This is a genomic window from Abiotrophia defectiva ATCC 49176 (assembly GCF_037041345.1).
Taxonomy (GTDB): Bacteria; Bacillota; Bacilli; order Lactobacillales; family Aerococcaceae; genus Abiotrophia.
Genome location: NZ_CP146287.1, coordinates 501139 through 522948, shown reverse-complemented (window position 1 = coordinate 522948; position 21810 = coordinate 501139). Strand labels below are relative to the sequence as shown.

20 protein-coding genes, 1 tRNA gene and 4 pseudogenes are annotated in these 21810 nt (G+C 46.7%); 8 read left to right on the top strand and 17 right to left on the bottom strand.

Features of this window, described 5'->3' with window-relative positions:
- Positions 1 to 141 precede the first annotated feature (141 nt).
- The 3 genes from V7R82_RS02490 to V7R82_RS02480 form a co-directional block, all read right to left on the bottom strand.
- A tRNA-Arg gene (locus V7R82_RS02490) sits at positions 142 to 215 on the bottom strand.
- Between the two features lie 122 nt (positions 216 to 337).
- Entirely contained in the window at positions 338 to 1321 is a 984-nt protein-coding gene (pta, locus tag V7R82_RS02485; protein WP_314211630.1) for a phosphate acetyltransferase, read from the bottom strand.
- Positions 1322 to 1478: 157 nt separating this feature from the next.
- Positions 1479 to 2105: a Pr6Pr family membrane protein gene (locus tag V7R82_RS02480; protein ID WP_338543200.1), complete on the bottom strand. Its 627-nt coding sequence runs from the start codon at positions 2103 to 2105 to the stop codon at positions 1479 to 1481.
- A 169-nt stretch (positions 2106 to 2274) separates the two neighbouring features.
- On the opposite strand from V7R82_RS02480, the gene V7R82_RS02475 reads away from it, so the two are divergent.
- Positions 2275 to 3075, top strand: a complete 801-nt coding sequence (locus V7R82_RS02475) for a formate/nitrite transporter family protein (RefSeq protein ID WP_338543733.1) — start codon at positions 2275 to 2277, stop codon at positions 3073 to 3075.
- Between the two features lie 94 nt (positions 3076 to 3169).
- Here the strand turns inward: V7R82_RS02475 and V7R82_RS02470 are convergent, their stop codons facing one another.
- From V7R82_RS02470 to tsaE, 4 genes are all read right to left on the bottom strand, one after another.
- Positions 3170 to 4441, bottom strand: a complete 1272-nt coding sequence (locus V7R82_RS02470; protein ID WP_338543199.1) for a nucleotide disphospho-sugar-binding domain-containing protein — start codon at positions 4439 to 4441, stop codon at positions 3170 to 3172.
- A 149-nt stretch (positions 4442 to 4590) separates the two neighbouring features.
- The gene (murB, locus tag V7R82_RS02465; RefSeq protein ID WP_338543197.1) at positions 4591 to 5493 is read right to left on the bottom strand and encodes a UDP-N-acetylmuramate dehydrogenase; all 903 of its coding nucleotides are present in this window, start codon (positions 5491 to 5493) and stop codon (positions 4591 to 4593) included.
- 23 nt (positions 5494 to 5516) lie between these two features.
- Complete coding sequence (locus V7R82_RS02460) at positions 5517 to 6047, bottom strand: GNAT family N-acetyltransferase (protein ID WP_338543195.1); 531 nt, start codon at positions 6045 to 6047, stop codon at positions 5517 to 5519.
- On the bottom strand, positions 6037 to 6522 hold the full coding sequence (tsaE, locus tag V7R82_RS02455; RefSeq protein ID WP_035364114.1) for a tRNA (adenosine(37)-N6)-threonylcarbamoyltransferase complex ATPase subunit type 1 TsaE: 486 nt from the start codon (positions 6520 to 6522) through the stop codon (positions 6037 to 6039). The genes V7R82_RS02460 and tsaE overlap by 11 nt, the downstream gene beginning before the upstream one ends.
- Before the next feature lie 167 nt (positions 6523 to 6689).
- Here tsaE and V7R82_RS02450 point away from each other — a divergent pair, with 167 nt between their 5' ends.
- Positions 6690 to 7268, top strand: coding sequence for a DUF4430 domain-containing protein (locus V7R82_RS02450; protein ID WP_338543193.1), 579 nt, complete (start codon positions 6690 to 6692; stop codon positions 7266 to 7268).
- Positions 7269 to 7621: 353 nt separating this feature from the next.
- On the opposite strand, the gene V7R82_RS02445 is transcribed toward V7R82_RS02450, so the two are convergent.
- Together V7R82_RS02445 and V7R82_RS02440 are read right to left on the bottom strand one after the other, a co-directional pair.
- Positions 7622 to 8953 (bottom strand): RsmF rRNA methyltransferase first C-terminal domain-containing protein, encoded by a 1332-nt coding sequence (locus V7R82_RS02445; protein WP_338543191.1) that lies wholly within the window; start codon positions 8951 to 8953, stop codon positions 7622 to 7624.
- A 116-nt stretch (positions 8954 to 9069) separates the two neighbouring features.
- Positions 9070 to 9681 carry a hypothetical protein gene (locus tag V7R82_RS02440; RefSeq protein ID WP_338543189.1) on the bottom strand — a complete coding sequence of 204 codons (612 nt, stop codon included), beginning with the start codon at positions 9679 to 9681 and terminating at the stop codon, positions 9070 to 9072.
- 230 nt (positions 9682 to 9911) lie between these two features.
- Here V7R82_RS02440 and V7R82_RS02435 point away from each other — a divergent pair, with 230 nt between their 5' ends.
- The 5 genes and pseudogenes from V7R82_RS02435 to V7R82_RS02415 form a co-directional block, all read left to right on the top strand.
- Complete coding sequence (locus tag V7R82_RS02435) at positions 9912 to 10403, top strand: hypothetical protein (protein ID WP_311466701.1); 492 nt, start codon at positions 9912 to 9914, stop codon at positions 10401 to 10403.
- A 606-nt stretch (positions 10404 to 11009) separates the two neighbouring features.
- Positions 11010 to 12488: pseudogene (locus V7R82_RS02430) on the top strand (ATP-binding cassette domain-containing protein); the annotation flags it as partial.
- Between the two features lie 3 nt (positions 12489 to 12491).
- Positions 12492 to 12782 (top strand): hypothetical protein, encoded by a 291-nt coding sequence (locus V7R82_RS02425; protein WP_338543785.1) that lies wholly within the window; start codon positions 12492 to 12494, stop codon positions 12780 to 12782.
- 220 nt (positions 12783 to 13002) lie between these two features.
- Positions 13003 to 13329 (top strand): annotated as a pseudogene (locus V7R82_RS02420) (transposase); the annotation flags it as partial.
- 49 nt (positions 13330 to 13378) lie between these two features.
- Positions 13379 to 13624: pseudogene (locus V7R82_RS02415) on the top strand (transposase); the annotation flags it as partial.
- 274 nt (positions 13625 to 13898) lie between these two features.
- Here the strand turns inward: V7R82_RS02415 and V7R82_RS02410 are convergent.
- Together V7R82_RS02410 and V7R82_RS02405 are read right to left on the bottom strand one after the other, a co-directional pair.
- Positions 13899 to 16028, bottom strand: a complete 2130-nt coding sequence (locus V7R82_RS02410; protein ID WP_338543187.1) for a heavy metal translocating P-type ATPase — start codon at positions 16026 to 16028, stop codon at positions 13899 to 13901.
- Complete coding sequence (locus tag V7R82_RS02405; protein WP_003783707.1) at positions 16021 to 16389, bottom strand: ArsR/SmtB family transcription factor; 369 nt, start codon at positions 16387 to 16389, stop codon at positions 16021 to 16023. The genes V7R82_RS02410 and V7R82_RS02405 overlap by 8 nt, the downstream gene beginning before the upstream one ends.
- 202 nt (positions 16390 to 16591) lie before the next feature.
- On the opposite strand from V7R82_RS02405, the gene V7R82_RS02400 reads away from it, so the two are divergent.
- On the top strand, positions 16592 to 16906 hold the full coding sequence (locus tag V7R82_RS02400; RefSeq protein WP_338543183.1) for a DUF5960 family protein: 315 nt from the start codon (positions 16592 to 16594) through the stop codon (positions 16904 to 16906).
- A gap of 10 nt (positions 16907 to 16916) precedes the next feature.
- Here the strand turns inward: V7R82_RS02400 and V7R82_RS02395 are convergent, their stop codons facing one another.
- From V7R82_RS02395 to V7R82_RS02370, 6 genes and pseudogenes are all read right to left on the bottom strand, one after another.
- Positions 16917 to 17339, bottom strand: a complete 423-nt coding sequence (locus V7R82_RS02395) for an arsenate reductase ArsC (protein ID WP_338543182.1) — start codon at positions 17337 to 17339, stop codon at positions 16917 to 16919.
- An 8-nt stretch (positions 17340 to 17347) separates the two neighbouring features.
- Positions 17348 to 17623 (bottom strand): annotated as a pseudogene (locus tag V7R82_RS02390) (hypothetical protein); the annotation flags it as partial.
- Positions 17624 to 17755: 132 nt separating this feature from the next.
- Complete coding sequence (locus V7R82_RS02385) at positions 17756 to 18418, bottom strand: MBL fold metallo-hydrolase (RefSeq protein WP_070756043.1); 663 nt, start codon at positions 18416 to 18418, stop codon at positions 17756 to 17758.
- Position 18419: 1 nt separating this feature from the next.
- Positions 18420 to 19583 carry an alanine racemase gene (gene alr, locus V7R82_RS02380; RefSeq protein WP_338543181.1) on the bottom strand — a complete coding sequence of 388 codons (1164 nt, stop codon included), beginning with the start codon at positions 19581 to 19583 and terminating at the stop codon, positions 18420 to 18422.
- A gap of 21 nt (positions 19584 to 19604) precedes the next feature.
- The gene (gene acpS, locus V7R82_RS02375; protein WP_338543180.1) at positions 19605 to 20000 is read right to left on the bottom strand and encodes a holo-ACP synthase; all 396 of its coding nucleotides are present in this window, start codon (positions 19998 to 20000) and stop codon (positions 19605 to 19607) included.
- Positions 20001 to 20032: 32 nt separating this feature from the next.
- Entirely contained in the window at positions 20033 to 21589 is a 1557-nt protein-coding gene (locus V7R82_RS02370; protein ID WP_338543178.1) for a DEAD/DEAH box helicase, read from the bottom strand.
- Between the last annotated feature and the right edge of the window lie 221 nt (positions 21590 to 21810).

The window sequence follows — 21810 nt, the reverse complement described above, 5'->3', positions numbered from 1 at the left end:
GGCAACTAAAGCCCTATCACAAAAGGAGTTAAGTTAGTCAGTCCTCTAACACTATCTTGCTAGCAGACCTAGCTAATTATGCCCACAAAAATAAGTCTGATCACCTGCCTGTACAGGTGGTCAGACTCTCTTACTTAGTGACGTCCCCGGCAGGAATTGAACCTGCGGCAGTCCGCTTAGGAGGCGAATCCTCTATCCTACTGAGGTACGGGGACTAGGTGCTCTTAGCACATAGATTATTATAGCACATGAAGTCCTATCCGACGAGCCTCGCAAGCTCAAAGCTAGACGCTAGCTAAGAAAAAAGAGACTGGTTGCCCAGCCTCTTCCTAGTGGCTTAGTTTGCTAAAGCTTGGTTAGCGGTGATAATGGCTACCTTGTAGACATCTTCTTCCACGCAACCACGAGATAAGTCAGAGATTGGCGCGTTCAAACCTTGTAAGATTGGACCTACGGCTTCATAGCGACCCAAACGTTGGGCAATCTTGTAGCCGATGTTACCTGATTGGAGGTCAGGGAAGATGTAGACCGTTGCATGACCCGCTACTTCAGAACCTGGTGCCTTTTGGTCAGCCACGATTTCTGAGTAAGAAGCGTCAAATTGGAGTTCCCCGTCGATGAGAACTTCTGGCGCTAATTCTTGCGCCAACTTAGTTGCTTCTAAGACCTTGTCTACTTCAGGCGCCTTAGCTGAGCCCTTGGTTGAGAAGCTGAGCATGGCCACGCGTGGCTCGATGTCGAAGATTTTAGCAGTGTGCGCAGATTCTACTGCGATTTCAGCTAATTCTTGTGGTGAAGGGTTAATGTTGATAGCGCAGTCGGCGAAGACTAATTTTTGACCGTCGCTCTCAGCTGGTACCATGATGAAGGCCCCAGATGTACGGGTAATGCCTGGCTTGGTCTTGATAATTTGTAAGGCTGGACGAACGGTGTCACCAGTTGAGTGAACGGCCCCGCTGACTAAACCATCTGCTAAGCCCATGTAGACTAACATAGTCCCGAAGTAGGACACGTCTTTGAGCAAGTCGCGTGCTTGTTCTTCAGTTGCTTTGCCCTTACGGCGCTCTACGAAAGCTGCTACCATCGCGTCATATTCTGCATAAGTTTCTGGATCGATAATGGTAAAGGCGTCGATATTCCAGCTGTTTTGCGCTGCCAAAGCCTTGACTTCTTCTACATTCCCCAATAGGATTGGCTCAACTAAGTCATCTACACGTAGACGAACAGCTGCCCCTAATACACGTTTGTCGTTAGCTTCTGGGAAAACAATCTTGAGGTGTTTACCCTTGATGTTGTTAGCTAAGCGTTTGAACATTACCATAAAATTTGGCCACTTCCTTTTTTCTAGTGATAAAACTCTAACTCCTAGTTTACACCCTTTAGGCCTAAAAAAAAAGTGTTCAGTCTAAAAAAAACAAAAAAGGCGCAAATCTTTTAGATTCCGCCTTTAGTCTGTTTTATATGAGAATTAATCTGTACTAGTGTTTTTCCTGAAAACGCCCTACTTTTGGTGCCCGTTTCAGGGCCAGCATGCCATAGGCTAGCAAGAGGAAGACCGCCAAAATGGCCACAAAATATTTGCCGAAACCCAACCAGCCAATGCGGTCAATGTTGAGGAAGAAGTAAGGATAAGGTGAGGCCTTCTCGTTAGGGATGGGCAGGTGGAAGACAGCGCCCCGTATCAGGGCAAAGGTCATATAAATAAGGGGCAGCACCGTCCAAGTCAAGGGCTCAAACCAACGATAGTGGCCCTTGGCATCATAGAGGAGCCAATCTAGAATGACCAGAATAGGCGCAATAAAATGAAGGGCAAAGTTCTGGACCCGCCAGAACTGCTCTGGCGTCGCAGTCGGCATCAACAAGACTAGGTAGACGAAGAAGGTCAGGAGAATGGCCGTTGTCACTGCCCCCTTGATGCGGGTTAGGCTGGCGGATGGTGCCGGGCGCCCTAGCACTAGCCAAGCGAAGAAGACCAAGACCAAGATGTTGGATAACAAGGTATAGTAGGTTAACTGGTGCCATTTATTAGGATAGAGATTGAAGGTTAGGCCTACGAGCTCTGTTAGGACAATGAGGCTAGGTAGGATGAGACGGCGTTGGCTCAAGATAAGAGACTCCTTTGCTTAATTTATTTACTGGCCTATTCTAGCACAAGCTCAGCCAAATGAAAAGGCTGTCGAAAATTTGTCATTTTATTGCCTCAGCTACTTATCAAGCCCCCCAAAATGCGCTATAATGAAACTATCTTTTATTGGAGGGAAAACCATGTCAGATATGTCATTATCACCATTCGTAGATTTTATTAAAAAAGCCTGCACCAAGAAAGCAGCACTTCTGGAAGAGAGCCTAGGTCGCTATGCAGCGCGCTCTATCTATGCCGGCGCCTTCTTGACCTTGTCAACCGCAGCTGGGGCTGTTGCTGCTGATCAAATCAACACCCTACACCCAAGCTTAGGCCGCTTCTTGTTCGCCTTCATCTTCGCCTTCGGTTTGGCTTACGCTGTCTTCCTCAACGGGGAACTGGCTACTTCCAACATGATGTTCCTCACAGCAGGGACCTTCAGCAAGGCCATTGACTGGAAAAAAGCACTCAAAGTTCTCTTAATCTGTTCCATCTTCAACTTAGTTGGGACCTTATTCGCTGGCTATCTCTTAGGCAACACCGCAGCCTTCGCTAACCTCAATGAGAATTCAGCCATGGTCGGCATTATCCAAACGAAACTCGCGCGTGGCAACGCCCAAGTCTTCCTTGAAGGGATTGTGGCTAACGTCTTAGTTAACATTGCCATTCTCTGCTTCGTCTTAGTTAAGGATCAAGCAGCACGCCTCACCTTAGTGCTCTCTGCTATCTTCATGTTTGTCTACATGACCAACGAGCACGTGGTAGCTAACTTCGCTTCTATGTCTATCTTGCTCTTCTCACCTTTCAAAGGAGCTAAAGGTTTTGAATTAATCAATGTCCTACGCCACTGGGGTATTTCTTACCTTGGTAACCTGGTAGGTGGTGGCCTCTTAATCGGGGTTGTCTACACTTGGCTGAACCAAACCAAGACCAACTACCAAGAGCAAGTTTAATCAGCCAAATCAAGTCTGGGCTATGGCCCAGGCTTTTTTGTGGGCAAAAGCAAAAAGGTTGAAGCTTTTACTGCTTCAACCTTTTGAGTCTAATTTATTTGAGGACGCGGGCAATGGCCGCTTCTAAGCGGTCCTGGGTCGGATAGGCCAGGAGTTGGTCTTGCAAGGTCTTCATCGCGGTCCAATCCGTCCGACTTAGGAGCTGCTTAAAGCCTGCTTCAATGGAGTCTGGCCTTTTAAGGCTAGCTACCAAGGCGGCGTCGGCCCATTCTAGTCGCGCCGCATAGTCAAACTGGTCATAGTCATGGGGAATGACCAAGGCCGGCTTGCCATGGCGGATGCTGGCATAGAGGATGCCGGCCCCACCGTGGTGGATGACGTAATCGACATGAGGTAGAACTGCCTCGTAATCAATGTACTGATAGCGGTAGACGTTGTCCATAATAGCTTCTACCGGCTGATCTTTGCGGGCTTCACTGCCAGACGTCACCAAAAAGCAAATATCCGGATGAGCCTGAGCCAGACGCTTGACGATCGTCAGCAGGGATTCCTTACCCCAAGGTAGCAGGGTCCCATTGGTCACCAAGACCGTTGGCAGGTCGGTTGGTAAGTGGAAGTCGGCTACTGGCTTTTTAGGATAGGTCGGGCCTAACCAGGTCAGATGAGCTGGAAAGTCCTTGCGGAACTCCAACTCTTCCATACCTAGAGCCAGAATACCATAAGGTGAATAAAAGCCCTCTTCGCCATTTTCACGATAGAGCTTAAACTGCTGATAGATGACGGGGTCGAAGCGCTTAAGGGCCTTCTTAACGAAGAGACCATAGACTAGACGCTTGAAGCCATGGACGGCGCCCCGCCCTAGACGGTTGCGCAAGGCTTGGCGCCAGTTACTTGGTGGCTTGAGCCCCCCTAAGAAGGCTGGTGCGTCAGTCTTACTTTCGATTGAAAAAGGTGTCGGGTTGGTCGTCAACCATGGCAGGCCTAGCTTATCACAGACCATGCCTAGGGGCGCGAAGACAAAGTCTACGGTCGCCACATCTGGTTGAGTCTCTCTCAGAATGGCTTCTACCTGGGTCATGAGGTCCTGACACATGGTAATGGCAGCTTGAATCTGCCCGTAGAGGGTGGAGGCATTAAGTTTGGTATCGGTCGAGGCAATGTTGTCGAAGACATCTGGTTGATCAGGCAGGAGGGCCTGGCACTTAAAGCCCAAAGCCTGGACTACCGGCACCTTGGTCAGGCCTGTATAGACGGTAATATCATAGTTAGGGTTGTCTAATAGTGGTTGCATCAAGCCCAGAACGGGATAGAGATGCCCACTTAATGGGGGGGCAAACACGGCCAGTTTGATGACGCTGCAGGTCATAGTCGTCCCACTCCTTTGTTCATAAATTCATCTCACTGCTCTAGTGTGAACCATCTCCGCTCAATAGTCAACGATATTTACGATTTTTTTAGATTAAGTTTGCATAACGCCAAGCAAAAAGGACAGGTCGAATAACCTGTCCCAAATTCTTAATCTTCGCCGATAATTCGTACTTCTGGCTCCATGAAGACCCCAGTCCGGGCCCAGACGACCAGACGAATGTGCTCAATGACTTCCAAGTAGTCGGTAGCCGTCGCATGGTCTACATTAACAATGAAGCCCGCGTGCTTGGTCGAGACTTGCGCCCCACCTACTTGGTAGCCCTGCAGGCCAGCATCTTGAATGAGCTTGCCGGCAAAGTAACCCTCAGGCCGCTTGAAGACTGAACCGCAAGACGGATACTCTAGCGGTTGCTTGCTTTGACGCAGGTGAGTCAACTCGGCCACCTTGCTATCAATGGTGCTCTGATCTCCTGGCGCTAAATCGAAGGTGACGCCTAAAATGACCTCGTCCCCTTCTTGGAAACGACTGTGGCGATAGCTGAAGTCGCAATCTGCTCCCGCGTAGGTCTTGAGCTGGCCGTCACGCGTCACCACCTCGACCTGGCTAATGACGTCCTTGACCTCGCCCCCATAGGCGCCGGCATTCATATAGATGGCCCCACCAATGGAACCCGGAATGCCACAGGCAAATTCCAAGCCGGTCAGCCCGGCAGCAGCCGCCTGACGGCTAGCTTCAATCAAGGCCGCCCCACTAGCTGCCTTCAACTGGTTGCCTTCTAGGACCAACTCCTGCATATCCGTTAGAATCATGACCAGGCCCCGGATACCACCGTCTTTGACGATGAGGTTGCTGGCATTGCCCAGAACGGTTAGAGGCAAGTTTTCTTGCTTGACTGCTGCTAGGACCCTTTGGACTTGCTCCACAGAACGCGGGAAGACTAAGAGATCAGCAGGCCCCCCGGTCTTGGTGTAGGTATAATTGGATAAGGGTTCATTGGCTTTGATGGTCAAAGTCCCTAAGATATCTTGTAATTTGGCTAAATCCACCATAAATTAACCTCTTTTCACATAATTTACTGGCCTGAATCCTTGAGGACATGTTCCATCAGGATGGTATCGTAGTAGCGGCCACCACGCGCCACGCGTTGCGTCAGTCGACCTCGCTCCTGGAAGTCGAACTTCTTATAGAGGCCGATGGCTGGCAGGTTATCCGCAATGACTTCCAGATGCAGGACACGCAGTCCCACCCCCTGGGCAAAGTCCAGCATGGTCTCCATCAAGAGGGAGCCAATGCCGTAGCCCCAATACTCGGCAATTAGGCAGACCCCGATTTCGGCCACATGAGCTAGGTCTGGCAGATTTTGGGGCTGAACCGTCGCAAAGCCTACCAGCTGACCATCCACTTCGCTAACTAGCATGAGGGCGTGGGGATGCTGGTCATATTGCTCGATGATGGTGACTTGTGCCTCCACATCATCGGCATTATCGGCTAGGACCACATAGGGTGACTCCTGGCGAATCTGGCTCAACATACCCAAAATAGCACGAGCATCGCCGACTTCTGCCTGGCGAATAATGACTTCTACATCCTGCTTATCTGGCATGGTCGCTTACCTCCTTGCTCCATTGGCTCAACCATTCTGGCTCCTGGCCACCCACCCATTGGATGGTCAAGACCCGGTCGTCGACCTCTTGACCGTATGAGAGTGCCAGGTCAAGATAGGCCGTCGGGAGTTCCGTTTCGATAAATTGAGCCCACTCCACTAGGACCAAGTCGCCCTGCTGGCGATAGGAAGCCAAGTCCACCGTATCGGCGCCCCCTTCTTCCAGGCGGTAGGCGTCAATATGAATGAGACGAGGCGCCGCCTGGCCTTCCAAGTCATATTCTTTCACAATGGTATAGGTGGGACTCTTAATCGCCCGCGCAATCCCTAGCGCCTTGCCCAGTCCTTGGGTAAAGGTGGTCTTGCCAGCCCCCAGATCCCCTTCCAAGCGAATCCAGGTTCCTGCAGGTAAGACGGGAGCCAGGCTGGCTGCCAAGGCTTGGGTGTCTTGGGCTGAATGGGTCTCTACTCTCATGACGGCACTCCTTTTGACATGATATATTTCCTTCATTATATTATAACCAAAAGCCCGTCAAGACGGAAATAATATGCTAGCTAATCCGGTTACAATTGCGAAAGATTTGACTTTCCGCCTGATTCTTGGTAACGTATAGGTAACTACACTTAATCAGGAGGGATCGTATGAAAAACAAACGATTAGCACTTGTACTTGCGGCGATTGTCTTCTTAATTGCGATTATTATTGCCTTGTGGGCTATTTTATCAGGGGTATTGAAGGGCAACCAACCAAGTCCTCAAGTATCCGGCTCTAACATTGCCCAAGTTGTCTCATCTTCAGAATCTAGCTCTTCTGTTGCTTCTAGCTCTTCCGCTAGCACTTCTAGCGAAAGCCAAAGTAGCGAATCCAAAGCTTCTGGCGAAGAAAAATCTACCACCGTTACCTTCAAGTTCTATGTACACGGCGAAATCATCGGTAGCTTTGATGTACCAAATGCCGCTGGTAAGACCGTCTTCGAAGCAATGCAATCCAACAAGGAAATCCGCTTCAACTACAATGAAGAAGAACAAGTCATCGACAACTTCTTCGACAACGTTAACGACGGCGAAAACACCTGGGTTTACCTCTTAAACGGCCAAGTGGCTGATCACGGGGCTAAAACTCAAGTCCTCAAAGCCGGCGACTCCATCGACTGGTACTTCGGCACCATCGACGAAATCCCAACCTCTATTATTCCAGCCTCAGACGCTGAAGCAGAATAATCTCATAGTAGACAAAGTAAAAGCGAGCCAGCCCAGTGCTGCCTCGCTTTTTTGTGTGTTTTCTTTTTGGCTTATGAGCTTTCGACTCAGCTTGAGCCCTTTTCAGGGCTTTCTCGCCGAGCTAGTGGTCCACTCGACAGAGTGGGCCACTGGCTCACGACTTTTGGACCGATTTGCGCCTTTATCCAGGCTTCCGCCCCGAGCTAGTGGTCCACTCGACGGAGTGGTCCACTGGCTCTCGGCTTTTGACTCAGTTTGCCCCTTTTTCCAGGCTTTCTCGCCGAGCTAGTGGTCCACTCGACGGAGTGGTCCACTAGCTCTCAGCCTTTCCCCTGTTTCCGCCATCAGCGCACTCAGCTGCGGCGTAGGCGTAGGCCTTTTGGATAGTAATTCTTGAGCACTCGGCCGGTGACCTTGGCGAAGCCTAGGCCGTTGCCGCCCGCTAGGACTTGGTACCAGCCATTTGGTTTGTCCTCTGCCAAATCGACCGTCTCGCCGGCCAGGTAGCAGGTGACTTGCTCTTCGGACAGGGCCACCTGGCTAACCGTCTCATCCGGCCGCAGTGCCAAGCCCAGAGCAAAACTAGGCTCGAAGCGCTTCTTCTTGAATTCGCCCAAATGCAGACCTTTGTGAGCAATCCGTAATTTGCCTAAATCCGGCAGACCCTCTGGCAAGAGATAGAGATGGTCGCCAAAAGTCTGGAGGACGCCAGGCAAGGTCACAGTCAGATGACTAGCCGCAAAGTCCTGCCAGAGCTTGAGCTGCTCAGCCGTCACTTTGGCTTTGAGTGGCTTGAATTTACGAGACTTGCTTTCAGTCTCCTGCCCCTCATAGCAGAACTTGGCCACAAACTGCCCCTCGCCCCGGAAATGTTGCGGATACATGCGGGCAGTCTCAGCATAAGACAGGCCCGGCACCATGCCATTGAGCTTAGGCACCTCAAGCAAGGTCAGCGGATAGTGTTCCAGTAACCAAGCCACGATGTCCTCATTCTCCTCAGGTGCCCAAGTGCAAGTCGAATAAACCAAGGTCCCGCCTGGCTTAAGCATTAACAGCGCCCGCTCCAGAATTTCTCGCTGCAGCGCCGCACACTGGCTAGGATATTCCGGCGTCCAGTAGTCCATGGCCTCAGCCTGCTTACGGAACATGCCTTCCCCCGAGCAGGGGGCATCCAGCACAATCAGGTCAAAGTAAGCCGGAAAGACCTGGGCCAAGCGCTCTGGCGACTCATTGGTTGCCACTACATTGCGAGCCCCGAATCGCTCCAGATTCTCAGCCAGAATCTTGCTGCGCTTGGGATGAATTTCGTTGGCTACTAAGAGGCCTTGGTTATCTAAGTATGACAGCAAATGGGTCGACTTGCCCCCAGGAGCGGCTGCCAAGTCCAGGACCTTGAGCCCTGGCTGGGGCGCGGCTGCCTGGCCCACCATTTGAGCGGCTGGCTCCTGAGAGTAGACCAAGCCTGTTACATGGGCGGTCGAGCTGCCTGCCACCTTGCCATAGTAACCCCAAGGGGTGCCCGGCATGGGCTGGGCTGATTCAGGCAAAGCTGACTGACTGGCCTTGAGAGGGTTGACCCGGAAGCCGGACTCCGCCTCTAACTTAAAGGAATCTAGGAAGGCCTGCCCCTCTTCTGGGCCCAATAGGGCTAAATATTTTGCTTGAAATCCTGCTGGAAATGTCATGACCGGCCTCCTTATGTCTTCTCATTTTATTGTAGCGGGATAAGGTAGCAACTGCAAGCCCAAAAGGCCCTCCCAAAGACAAAAACACCCTGCCCTCAGGCAAGGTGCTTAGGAGACTATTCTTTAACGAAAGAGACCTGATCCAACTTAAAGCCCTGATCTGAGACCTCGGTCAAGGTCAGGACTTCTTCACCTAGTAGGCGAACCCGAATCGTGCCTTCTGACTGGCTCAGTTCTGGCTTCGTTAGCCGCAGATAGATAGTCCCTGTCTCTCTAACATGGGCGTAAAGACCGGACACCTGATTCTCCAGGACTTCTACCATCTTATCTGGATCTACTTCTTGTCCTAGGGCTTTCTGATAGGCGGCCACATCCAGCCCCAGTTCTTGGCGCGTTTTCTCGATTTCCTGGCTAGTCATGCCGGGTTTAATCTTCTTAGCTAGCGCTCGCTGGTTGACGGTCATTAAAGTTTGGAAGGCTTGACTTTGCTTAGCTAGTTGCTCAGCATCAATCTCAAGCTCCATACCGGTGTCCGTGACAGTTACCTTCTTAACGAGATGGGCAGATTGCGCTTGATAAGTCCCTGACAAGGCATTAGACTGAGCCAGGGCTAGACTAGGCGTGACAAGGGATAAGACTAGCATGAAAGTTACTAGAAGTGAATAAAATAAGGTCCGCTTGCTTGCGTACTGACGATTGGCTGCTAGGGTATAGTGCGTATGGTTCATAGTGTTTCCTCCTAACTCGCTAGATACCATAAATTAAGAACAATAATAGCCAGTGCTATTGAGGGGATTGACATTAAGCGACCTAGTTTCTTTCATTAAATTCACCTCTTGCTTTAATATTTTTTTCATTATACACCAGTGACCACCATTTTGGAAGCCCTTTTTTAAATTAAACTTGTATTTGGCTCCTAAGCCCTTTAGAATTTAAGATAAGGGAGGTGTCGCATACTGTGAAAGCTTATATTAAGCAAAAACTCTATAGTCTGGCCAGTGGCGAATTAGTTGCCCTTGCCGTCTTCTGGCTCAATTTCTTCCTCTTCAAAAAATGGTTAACCACACCACAAGCCCTGATTGCCATTGCTTACCCCCTCCTGCTAGTCAGCCTTATCTTGCTACAAGGTTCCCTTTATTGGTGGATTCTGATCAAGCGCCTTCGCAAGCCCAATTTTGCGATCAAGCAGACAGGCCGGATTTATGGCCTACTCAGACAAGTAGACCTCATCCTATTAGCCCTCGGCATGCCAATCATTCTAATCGAGTTCAGCTCCTGGCCAGTTAGCCTGATAGCAGTAGCCATTTGGCTATTCGCCCTTATAGAGTGGATTAACTACTTTCACTGGCAACTGTCATACAGCCTCAATCCCCTAGTTCTCTTAAATAAGGTGGCAAAGAGGAAACTTAGAAAGAGCAAAATAGCCAAGGAAATTGACAGATCTATATAAGCATCAAAAAACACTCAGCAGTAAATCACTTACGATTTACTGCTTTTTTGTCTAAGGTGCAGCTGGCTAGCTTAAACCTGGCTTTTAACCTGAATGATTTCTCAGCCACTCTCTCTTATTTGAGGCATGTTATCAATCTAATGATATACACATATAATTAGATTACCAATAGAAATAGATTTGACTTTCTAACTTTTCCTTGTATAATACTAGTAAACCTATGTATCTGACTCCCAAGCCTTACTTGAAAGAAGTGATACCCATGACTCAATTTAACTAGGTCACTTCCTTGAAACAAAGGATGTGCCTTAAACTGATTTACAATGCTAGTCGTCATCGATCAACACTTATAATAGTCATCACGATGAACGGAGGTTTATGCATGTCGAATTTTGCTTTCTATGGATTCCTTAATCATGACTCAAAGTATCCTTTGGCTAACATGATTTGGGGTAAAGATTCAGTGACTCAAACAAACAATGGAAAGGTAGCATTTCATACTAGTAAGGATGTGGCTAGTCTATCTGAAAGCTACTCTTCCCCAAATCACTCCTACGACTCAGGGAATCTGACTCAAGCGCGATAAGCTGCTTGAGCCAATAATTTATGAGCTTATTTTCTACTTTCACATCCTATATGTCGCTCTACTACCGCAGTCTTCGTTTTGTCTGGCAGGCAGCGGGTGGCTTAGCTCTGGGACTTTTGATTACCATTCCCCTACAAGCCTTACTGCCTTCCCTAACGCTCTATCTGATTAACCAGCTCATGAATGAACTGGCAAGTGGTAGACAAGAAGGAGTCTGGCTCCTATTAGCTTGGGGGCTAGCTTTCATACTGGGCAATGCCATGACCCCTCTCAACCTTTATTTACAGGGTCGCTTGACTGACCAGTTAACCTTTGCCCTTAATGATCAGATAATGAAAAAGGCGGAATCTATCCAGACCTTGGCTTGGTATGAAGACCATGACTTCTACAATAAAATTGATTTAATCAGTTCTGAAGCCAGTTGGCGTCCGGTCAATCTGCTAGTTTTCGGGACCAGTCTCATCAGCAATGCCCTCTTGGTGATTTCCATGTTCGCCCTCCTCAGCCAATTCCATTGGCTGATTGCGGTGGTCTTAATCATGGTGCTGATTCCTCAAGGTCTGATGGCTTATCGGATTCAGCAACAGGCCTTTGAAACCTTGGTTGCTAACAGTGAGGATTCGCGCAAACTAAGCTACTACGCGAGCCTTGTACTGACAGCAGACTATATCAAGGAAGTCCGTCTCTATCATTTGCATGGCTACTTCCAAAATAAGTATCGGCAAATTTTCAGCCAAATACGCTCCGCAGTTCAAGGCAACCGACGGCGTCAGCTCTGGCTCTCAACTGCCTTTCTAGTAGTGACTGGCCTTGTCAGTGTCCTGAGCTTTGCCTATCTTGTTCAAGGGGTCAAGTCCGGACTCTTCGCCGTGGGCGCTATTATGATTTTTGCGACTGCAATCACCTACACCATTCAAGGTGTCAGCCGCTTGGTAGAGGATTCGAGCTTGCTCTATGATACGCTCCTCTATATGTCTAATTTCTTTGACTTCTTGGAACTTGAGGAAGAAACCAGTTTTGGAAATCAAGAAGTTCCGAGTGAATTTGACTCACTCGAATTTCAAAATGTCAGCTTCACTTATCCAGGCGCAGATAAAGCCACCCTGTCCCAAGTCAGCTTTGACATAGCACGTGGTCAAAAAATCGCCCTGGTCGGTGAAAATGGGGCCGGCAAGTCTACCTTAATCAAACTCTTGTTAGGATTCTATCTGGCGGATAAAGGTCAGGTAGAGTTTGATGGCCATAACATTTTGGACTTAGATATCGTCCACTACCGGCAACAGTTCAGCGCCGTCTTCCAGGATTTCGCTAAGTTTGACCTGACAGTCCGAGAGAATGTGGCCTTATCACGAATTGACCAAGTCGATGACCCCCTTGCCTTGCAAGCTAGCCTGCAACGTGGCGGAATTGAAGAAGGCGACTTGCTAACCTTGGACCAAACCCTAGGCAAACGTTTTGAAGATTCCCGCTAGCTTTCGGGCGGCCAATGGCAAAAACTTGCCTTGGCACGTGCCTTCTATTCTCAAGCACCCATTCTCATCCTCGATGAGCCAACTGCTGCCTTAGATGCACGCGCAGAGAATCAACTTGTCACCAAGTTTCTTGAACTAGCGGAAAACAAGACTGTTCTCTTTGTCACACACCGCTTGGCCATGGTCAAAAAAGCCGATAAGGTATTAGTCCTAAAAGACGGCCAAGTCGTCGGCTTTGATCACCACGACCAGTTACTGCAGCATAACGCCTACTATGCTGATTTATATGCTCTACAGGCAGATTTGTATCGGGAAGAATAAGGCTAGAAATTAAGGCCTGTAAAGTATAAAGGAGCCTCAAAAGCTGGATTTTAGGTCCAACTTTTGAGGCTCTTATTTGTTTGAAGCCAGCCCAATCGGCCTTCTTCAAAAAAGGGTGGTCATGCTCACGGCACTGACCCCCATAAATGAGAATTAAATAAAAACACCTCCAAGTTGGATTAGGTACAATATAATCAAATGCACATGGAGGTGTCTTTTTATGGTTAAAAAACGTGTGGCCTATTCTGTCGATACAAAGAATAAAGCCGTAGAAATGAAATTACAGGGATATAGTACAAAACAAATAATGCAGGAGTTAAACATAAAAAAATGAAACTCAAGTAGAAACATGGTTTAGATGGTATAAAAATGGAGAAACTCATCGTTTCCACCAACAGATAGGAAAACAATATTCTTACGAAAAAGGAATGGCTGAACTTTCAGAAATCGATCAATTAAAATTAGAACTAAAAAGAAAAGAAGTTGAATTAGAAATATTAAAAAAATACAAGGAATTGGAAAGGAAGTGTCGCCTCAAGTAGTTGTATAGTTAGTGGAAGAATTGAAAGATAAATATGCGGTACATTTAATTTGTTCTTGCCAGTAAAGGCATACGTCCATCCATGTCTCGCAAGGGAACTAGCATAGATAATGGCATGATGGAGTCCTTCTTTGGTATCTTGAAAACAGAAATGTTTTACGGATTTGAGAAAAATTTCAAGTCTCTGGATCAACTGGAGCAAGCTATTACCGAGTATATTTTTTACTACAACAATAAACGCATTAAAGCAAAACTAAAAGGACTTAGTCCTGTTCAGTATAGAACTAAATCCTTTCAATAATATTTTTTGTCTAACTTTTTGGGGTCAGTACAATGACTCATAAATATTTTTTTGCAAGTTCAAATACTCCATGAGATTAATAACTTTATTATTTTCGCCAACTTTACTAATCGTATAAACATTCTCCAAATTTCTCAACATCAATTGAGAAATTTGGCTTTTTCCGTTGCTCAGTTAAAGCGTCCTTTAGTTGTATATTTCCTGTTAATATCCCTTTTGAAGCATAACATTGTTTTCAATGATCGCACCCGATTGTTGACACCCATTTTAGAACCTATCCTTTGATTTTCAATAAGCGTAAACTGTTTAATGTTACAAGTAAAGTTGCTCCCATATCAGCAAATATCGCTATCCAAAGTGTTAACCAACCGGGCATGACCAAAAGTAATGCCACTAATTTAATCGCCAAAGAGAAGGTAATGTTTTGCTTGATGATTGCTAAAGCCTTACGACTTAATTTTATTGTATATGGCAATTTACTCAAATCATCAGACATTAAGGCGATGTCAGCCGTTTCTAAAGCTGTATCAGTTCCAGCACCACCCATTGCTACACCAACGGTAGATGCCGCAAGGGCTGGAGCATCATTCACGCCATCTCCGACCATCCCCACACTTTGATGTTTTTCTCGAAGTTCTTTAATAAAATTAAGCTTATCTTCTGGAAGTAAGTCAGCTTTAATATCCGAAACACCAACTTGTTTTCCGATGGCTGTTGCCGTTCTTTGGTTATCGCCTGTTAGCATCACTGTTTCGATTCCCATATTGTTCAACTTGCCGATAACTTCTTTAGACGATTCCCTCATTTCATCGGCTACGGCAATAAACGAAAGAATTTCTTTTTCTGTTCCTAACACCATCACCGTTTTACCTTGAGTTTGCATATCGGCAATTTTTTCTTTTTTATCGCTTGAAATGCTTCCGTGTAATTCCTCAAAAAGATTTTGACTTCCCACATAATACATTTCATTATTTATTTTGGCTTTAACGCCTTTTCCTGTAATGGATTGAAAATCCTCTACTGTTACTTCATTGAATTTTAATCCATTTTCTTCTGCTTTTCGCATAATCGCTGAAGCAAGAGGGTGCTGCGATCCTTTTTCAATGGCTGATGTTATGGTTATTAATTCATTTTCATTTCTACCATATGTCACAATGTCTGTTACAGCTGGAATCCCTTTGGTTAATGTTCCTGTTTTATCAAAGGCTATCGCTTTTAAGTGTCCTGCTGCTTCTAAATGGATACCACCTTTAATTAATACACCATTTTTCGCTGCATTTCCTATTGCTGTAACCACAGCAACTGGAGTTGAGACTACTAATGCACAAGGACAACCAACCACTAATACAGCTAATCCTTGATAAATCCATTGGCTCCAGTCTCCGCCAAATAATGGTGGAACTACTACAATTAAAAGAGCTAGTATGACAATAGCTGGTGTATAGTATTTTGCAAATTTATCGACAAACGCTTGAGAGGGGGCCCGTTCTGCTTGGGCTTCTTCTACCAAGTGAATGATTTTTGAAAGAGTGGTATCTTCAACTCGTTTTGTTACTTTAACCTCAAGTAACCCTTCTTCATTCAAGGTTCCTGCAAATACTTCATCATTTGTGATTTTCGTTACTGGAACACTTTCACCTGTAATCGCAGCCTGATTTAATGTCGATGTACCTTTAACCACTATTCCATCCATTGCTAACTTTTGACCGGGCTTAACTATCATGATGTCTCCAACTTGAATCTCATCAACATGAATCATCATTTCTTCATTGCCTCGTCGAATTAACGCTTCTTTTGGGGCAATATCCATTAAAGATTCAATAGATTGACGTGCTTTATCCATTGAATAACGCTCTAATGCTTCACTAATCGCAAATAGGATAACAACGGTTGCCCCTTCACCCCATTCACCAATAATTGCAGCTCCTATAATGGCAATAGTCATAAGCGTATTCATATCGAAATTTAATCTGCTTAAATTTTTGAGACCTTTAATAAATAACGAATATCCACCGATTAAAATGGACGCTGCATAACCAATTGTCGGTAGAACATGCTCTTCACCATACTGCTCTCCTAAGAACCAGCTAACTACAAGTAAAAGAGCTGATATATATACCTTAATGTTTTCTTTCTGCTTCCAAAAAGGTTCTCCTTCTACCCTTTGTTCTTTTTCATCTCGAATTTTTAAATTTTCAAATGCTCCTGCTTTTTCTAATTCTTCAATGGTTGTCGTCCCTTTAACATAAACTTTAGATGCTCCGAAATTTACTTTCGCATCCTGAACACCGGGAAGTTCTTTAACATTATTTTCAAAAATGGCTGCACAGTTAGTACAAGTAAATCCTTGAACACGATAGGCTTTCATTTCTTCTTCGAACTGTTTTGCTTTCCCACTAGACATTGATCTTCACCTCTTTCTTAAGTGCCAATGCAATCATCATAATTTGTCTGATATGCTCATCATCTAATGAATAAAATGCAAGTTTTCCCTCTTTTCGAAACTTAACAATCCCTTGCTTATGGAGCGTTCGCAGGTGATGAGAGGCATTTGCAACCGTAACACCTATAATATTTGCAATATCACACACACACAGTTCGTCATCTTGACACAATGCATAGGTAATTTTTGCTCTATTTTTATCTGCAATAGCTTTTAACATTTGGGCAACACTAGAAATATCTACTGTCTGTAAATTACCTTGTATTCGATTGACCTTTTCTTCGTCATAATAATAAATTTCACAAGTATCTTTTTTAATCATATTCTCACCCCAATATCATTCAAGTATTTGCTTGAACATAGTATAACCCTTTTCATTAATTAATTCAAGTGTTTTTTTGAGTGAATAAAAAAATTCATAAAAAAAGACTTGGAGTACCCAATTCTAATAACAAAATAACCAATCTGCATAAGACTTTAAGTACATAACATTATTAGTATTGAACTTGTTGAGGAGGTGCTCTATGAATCAGCTTGAATTTCAGCGTAATCACCTACAAATGGACTATTACAGCGAGAGCTACCAAGATTTTGAACGTGACTTCTACCGCTACTCCAACATGAATATTCCATTGACCTTTCTGACTGATGATATCCTCAAAACAATGGCAACTTCTCGTAAGAATTACTTTGTCCTCAATAAGGAAAAGGCTAGAGATAACCGTGATCACTTCTTCATTTTCGACATAAGCACCTTAGAAGAGAATCCACTAATCTATCGTTATACATATAAGAAAACTGCAACTTATATAGCCTCAAAAAAGGAGTTCATCAAGTGATGACTCCTTTTTATAATTCCACACGAAAATAAATTGCCTCAACTTCCTCTATTAATTTATGAACCTTACTTTCAATCTCCTTAATTGTTTTAATAAACTCTTGATCATTTTTTCCACTAGGATCCTCAAGTCCCCAATCATCTTTTTTAACAGTGTAAGGTAAAATAGGACAAACGACATTACATCCCATTGTAATAAGATAATCCACTTCAGGAATGTCATCTAAAAGTTTTGGCTTTTGGGTCTCTTCCATATCAATTGCATATATTTCTTTGACAAGTCTTACTGCATCCTGATTAATTTGATCCTTTAATTCTGTTCCTGCAGAATATACCTCCATAGAATCTCCTGCAAATTTCTTTGTCAGTGCTTCAGCGATTTGACTTCTGCATGAATTGTGAACACACACAAAGGCAACTTTAGTTTTCTTCATTTTTCCTCCTATATCTGATAAAGTTTATCACCACAAAGATCTTCTTTTGTCCATTCAATAACGGCCAGTTTTCCTGAAGTATGATCTAGTATCTTGTTAATCCACTTAACTTCTTCAATTATCTTTATTTTATCTAACAAGACTTGTCTATCATCGGCAGATTTTTTGATTAGATCATCGAGTTGTGTAATTGAATTAATTCCTTGTTCTCTAAGTTTAATTATTGAATCAGCCATTGTTTTGATATTGTGTTTTCTTGCCCAAACTTCATAACCTTTGGCACTGACCCCCGTAAATGAGAATTAAATAAAAACACCTCCATGTGCATTTGATTATATTGTACCAAATCCAACTTGGAGGTGTTTTTATTTAATTCTCACTTTTTGGGGTCAGTCCTCACCACCCCTTCAACTATTTTATTCTTCAAACCGATGCTTAAACAAATTGCGAAAGACTTCAAAATAGGGATTAGTCGCTAAGGACTCGCCCACGGTCACAGCCGGGCCGTGACCTGGATAGAGGACATAGTCTTCTGGCAACTGAATCAACTCCCGATGGATGGACTGCATAAGCTCAATGTAGGAGCCACCTGGCAGGTCCGTCCGCCCGATGCTTTGGGCGAAGATGGTATCACCGGATAGTACGAAATGGTCCTCAGCAAAAATATAAGCCACGTGGCCTGGGCTATGACCTGGCACGAAGACCACTTTGAAGTGGAAACCCGCCACTTCCTTATCCCCTAGATCCTCCCAGAGGACTTCTGCTGGACGCGCCGTAAATGGCTGACCCCAGTAAGCCGACAGGTTGAGTTCGGGTTGATTGAGGAAGCCTGACTCCACTGGATGCATATAGAGTGGAATGCCATAACGGTCCCGCACTGCATCCACCGCCCCGATATGATCGTGGTGGGCATGAGTCAGAAGGATGGCCTGTGGCGCCCAACCCTTGGACTCAATCCAGTCCAGAATCTTAGGCGCGTCAGCCCCTGGATCGATTAAGAGGGCCTGGCCAGCTTCATTGACGACTGCATAAGTATTTTCCTCCAGTGACCCGACGGTCAGCTGATGAACAGTAAGCATCTTAGTCCTCCCCTTCCTCATCTTGAAGGTAAATCCGTGGAATGCGATCGCTGAGCCCGCAGAAGATTTCATAGGAAATAGTCCCAACCTGACGAGCCAAGTCTGCAGCGTGGTTCTCTAAGTGGTGGTCCTGACCAATCAAGGTGACGGTGGTTCCCACTGGCACTTGATGTGGCAAGCGAATCATCAGTTGGTCCATATTAATGACGCCAAGGACTGGGCAAGCATGGCCTTCCACCAAGACAGGAATGTCCTTGTAGTGACGGAACCAACCGTCTGCGTAACCGATTGGAATGGTCGCAATCCACTCATCTTCCTGGGCTTCATAGGTCGCCCCGTAGGAAATCTTGCTGCCCTTTTCCACTTGCTTGACGTAGACAATTTCCGAAATCAATTGGAGGGCTGGCTGCAAATCAATGGGCAGGCTAGAACGCTCATCCTTAGGATGCATACCATACATGGAGATGCCGAAGCGCTCAATGGAAGAAACCGGTTGACGCTTGAACCACACGCCCATAGCGGAGTTAGCATAGTGTCGCACAGTGACTGAGTCCGGCACAGCGGTCAGTAGCTTCTGCCATTTAGCCCACTGGGTCTCCACATAGGCAGGGTCACCCCCGCCGGCAGTTGAGAAGTGGGTGTCGACCCCTTCCCAGTTGACCCATGGAAAGGCCTGAATGCCCTCAGCGAAGGCTTGGACTTCTTCTACTGTCCGTAGGCCGATGCGCCCCATGCCCGTATCCAAGGCCAAATGCACCTTGAGCTTGGCATCATCCAGCAGGCTTTCTTGGTGGTTGGATACTAACTGAGCCCAGGCTTCCTGGAACCAGATTAGGTCAGAGACAATGACGGTCAGGCGATAGTAGACCAGCTCAGCGATGGCACGAGGGTCTACCAAGCCCAAGATTAAGATAGGCTGGGCTAGGAGGCCGGCTTGACGGAGTTCAATCCCCTCGTCAACGGTGGCAACGGCTAGGCCTTGCGCGCCGGCTGCCAGGGCTGACTTGGCGACGGCAACTGCCCCGTGCCCGTAACCGTTAGCCTTAACAACGGCATAGAGGGCCTGGTCGGGCTCCAGATGACGCTTCATTTCCCTCACATTGTGTTGAATTGCATTGAGATTAATTATCGCCACTGTTGGGCGGTGTTCACTGGCTTGTGACATAAGACTTTCCTACCTTTTACTCTAATCTTCTCTAGTCAAATACTGATCCAAAGCCGCCTGCAAGCTGGCTTCATCTTGCTCAATCAGGACGGTGGCTGTAGCATAGTGGTCCGAATGACTGATACTGAGCTGGACGCCTGCCGTCAGGGGGGCCGCCGCAAAATATGGCGCACCCGATGGTTTGTTGGCAATGCTCATATCGGTGAAGCGAATCCGGCCAATGCCTGTCCCCAAGGCCTTGACATAGGCTTCCTTGGCAGCAAAGCGGCCTGCCAAGAATTCGAGGGCCCGATGCTCCTTCATGGTCTCATAGCGAGCCAATTCCTCTGTTGTCAAGACCTTAGACGCAAAGCGTGGCGACCGCGCCACTGCTTCTTGAATTCGGTCGATTTCAATAATGTCAGTTCCAATACGCACGATCGCCACGCTCCTTTGGGCTTATTCTCTGGTTAGTTGGTTCGTTTTTTAATGGTATATTGTTTCTTGCCGCCGTCCGCCTTAGGCTTGCCGCCAGGCTTAGCAGCTGAACGTGGCCGCTTGTCCTTGCGGTCAAAACGTTCCTTATGACCATGGTCTTGACGGTCGCCACGGTCCTTGTGGAAGTCGCGTTTCTTACCGTGATGACCGCGACGGCCGTTGCCACCGCCCTTGCCTGTCTTGTAACCACCAGACTTGCGGTGGGCATTTGGCAATGGTTTTTGTGGTGAGATTTGAACTTCTACTTGGCTGTTGCTAGATAGGATTTGCCCTAACATAGCCGCTACCAAGTCGTTAGCTTGATAGTGGTTGAGCAGGAGCTTGGCTGTGTTGCGGTGCTCATCAGCATCGCCGGCTTCCAAGGTCTCATTAAGCTGATCAATCAATGATTGAACCTGACCTGCTTGCGCCTCCTTCAAGGTTGGCGGCTTCATTGGTTGCATACGTTTGCGGGTCAAGTCTTCAATCACGCGCAGATAAGACATTTCCGCTGGCGTCACGAAAGTGATGGACATACCTTCGTTGCCGGCACGGCCTGTACGGCCAATACGGTGAACGTAAGATTCTGGGTCCTGACTGATATCATAGTTGTAGACGTGGGTTACGCCGGAAATATCCAAGCCCCGCGCCGCCACGTCAGTCGCTACCAAGAGCTCTACTTGACCTTGACGGAAGGCATTGATGACGCTAGTCCGCTTCTGTTGCGGAATGTCACCGTGGATGAGTTCAGCATTGTAGCCGCGCAGGCTAAGGCCCCGGGCCACCTCATCAACCCGCTTCTTAGTACGGCAGAAGACAATGGCTTGTGTTGGCATCTGAACATCCAACAAGCGAGTGAAGATATCAAACTTCTCGTCATCTCGGCATTTGATGAAGAACTGTTCAATCAAGTCAGCGGTCATTTGCTTGGCTTCAATCTTGACGTGAGCAGGTTCCTTAAGGAATTGGTCTGCTAGGCTGCGGATTTCAGGTGGCATGGTCGCTGAGAACAAGAGGGTTTGACGTGAAGCTGGCGTGGTCGCCACGATTTCCTTGACGTCTTCAATAAAGCCCATGTTGAGCATTTCGTCGGCTTCGTCTAAAACTAAGGTCTTGAGATGCTTGAGGCTAAGTGCCTTACGACGCATCAAGTCTAGAATACGACCTGGCGTCCCGACCACGATTTGTGGTTGATTACGCTTGATCCATTCGATTTGCTTACCGATGGAAGACCCCCCGTAGACCACATAAATACGGGCACGTTGGTACTTACCGAGGCGGTAGAGTTCTTCTTGTACTTGGATGGCTAATTCCCGGGTTGGGGCTACTACCAAGCCTTGGATGGCGGATTGATTCTTGTCCAATTTATTGAGCATTGGCAAGCCAAAGGCCGCCGTCTTCCCGGTCCCTGTTTGGGCTTGACCAATCAAGTCTTGGCCTTCTAAGGCCACAGGCACTGCTTGTTGTTGGATCGGGGTTGGCTCTTCAAAGCCCATATCGGCTAGTGAGTCGAGCAAGGGCTGAATCAGGTTAAGTTCTGTAAATTTCAAAGGTATATCGTCTCTTTTCTATCTAAAATTTTGGGGTTGATTCCAGTGGCATCTTGTCATCAAGACATCAAAATTGACCGCTAGGCGATGCCGAATCCGTCGGCCATCAAGCGGTCAAGTTACACATGTTGCTTTGTTAACGCGTTGTATGGTTGTAACCTCTAACTCTTAGTGTACCATGACTAGGAGGGAAACACAACTGAGAGGACTAGGCAAATGAC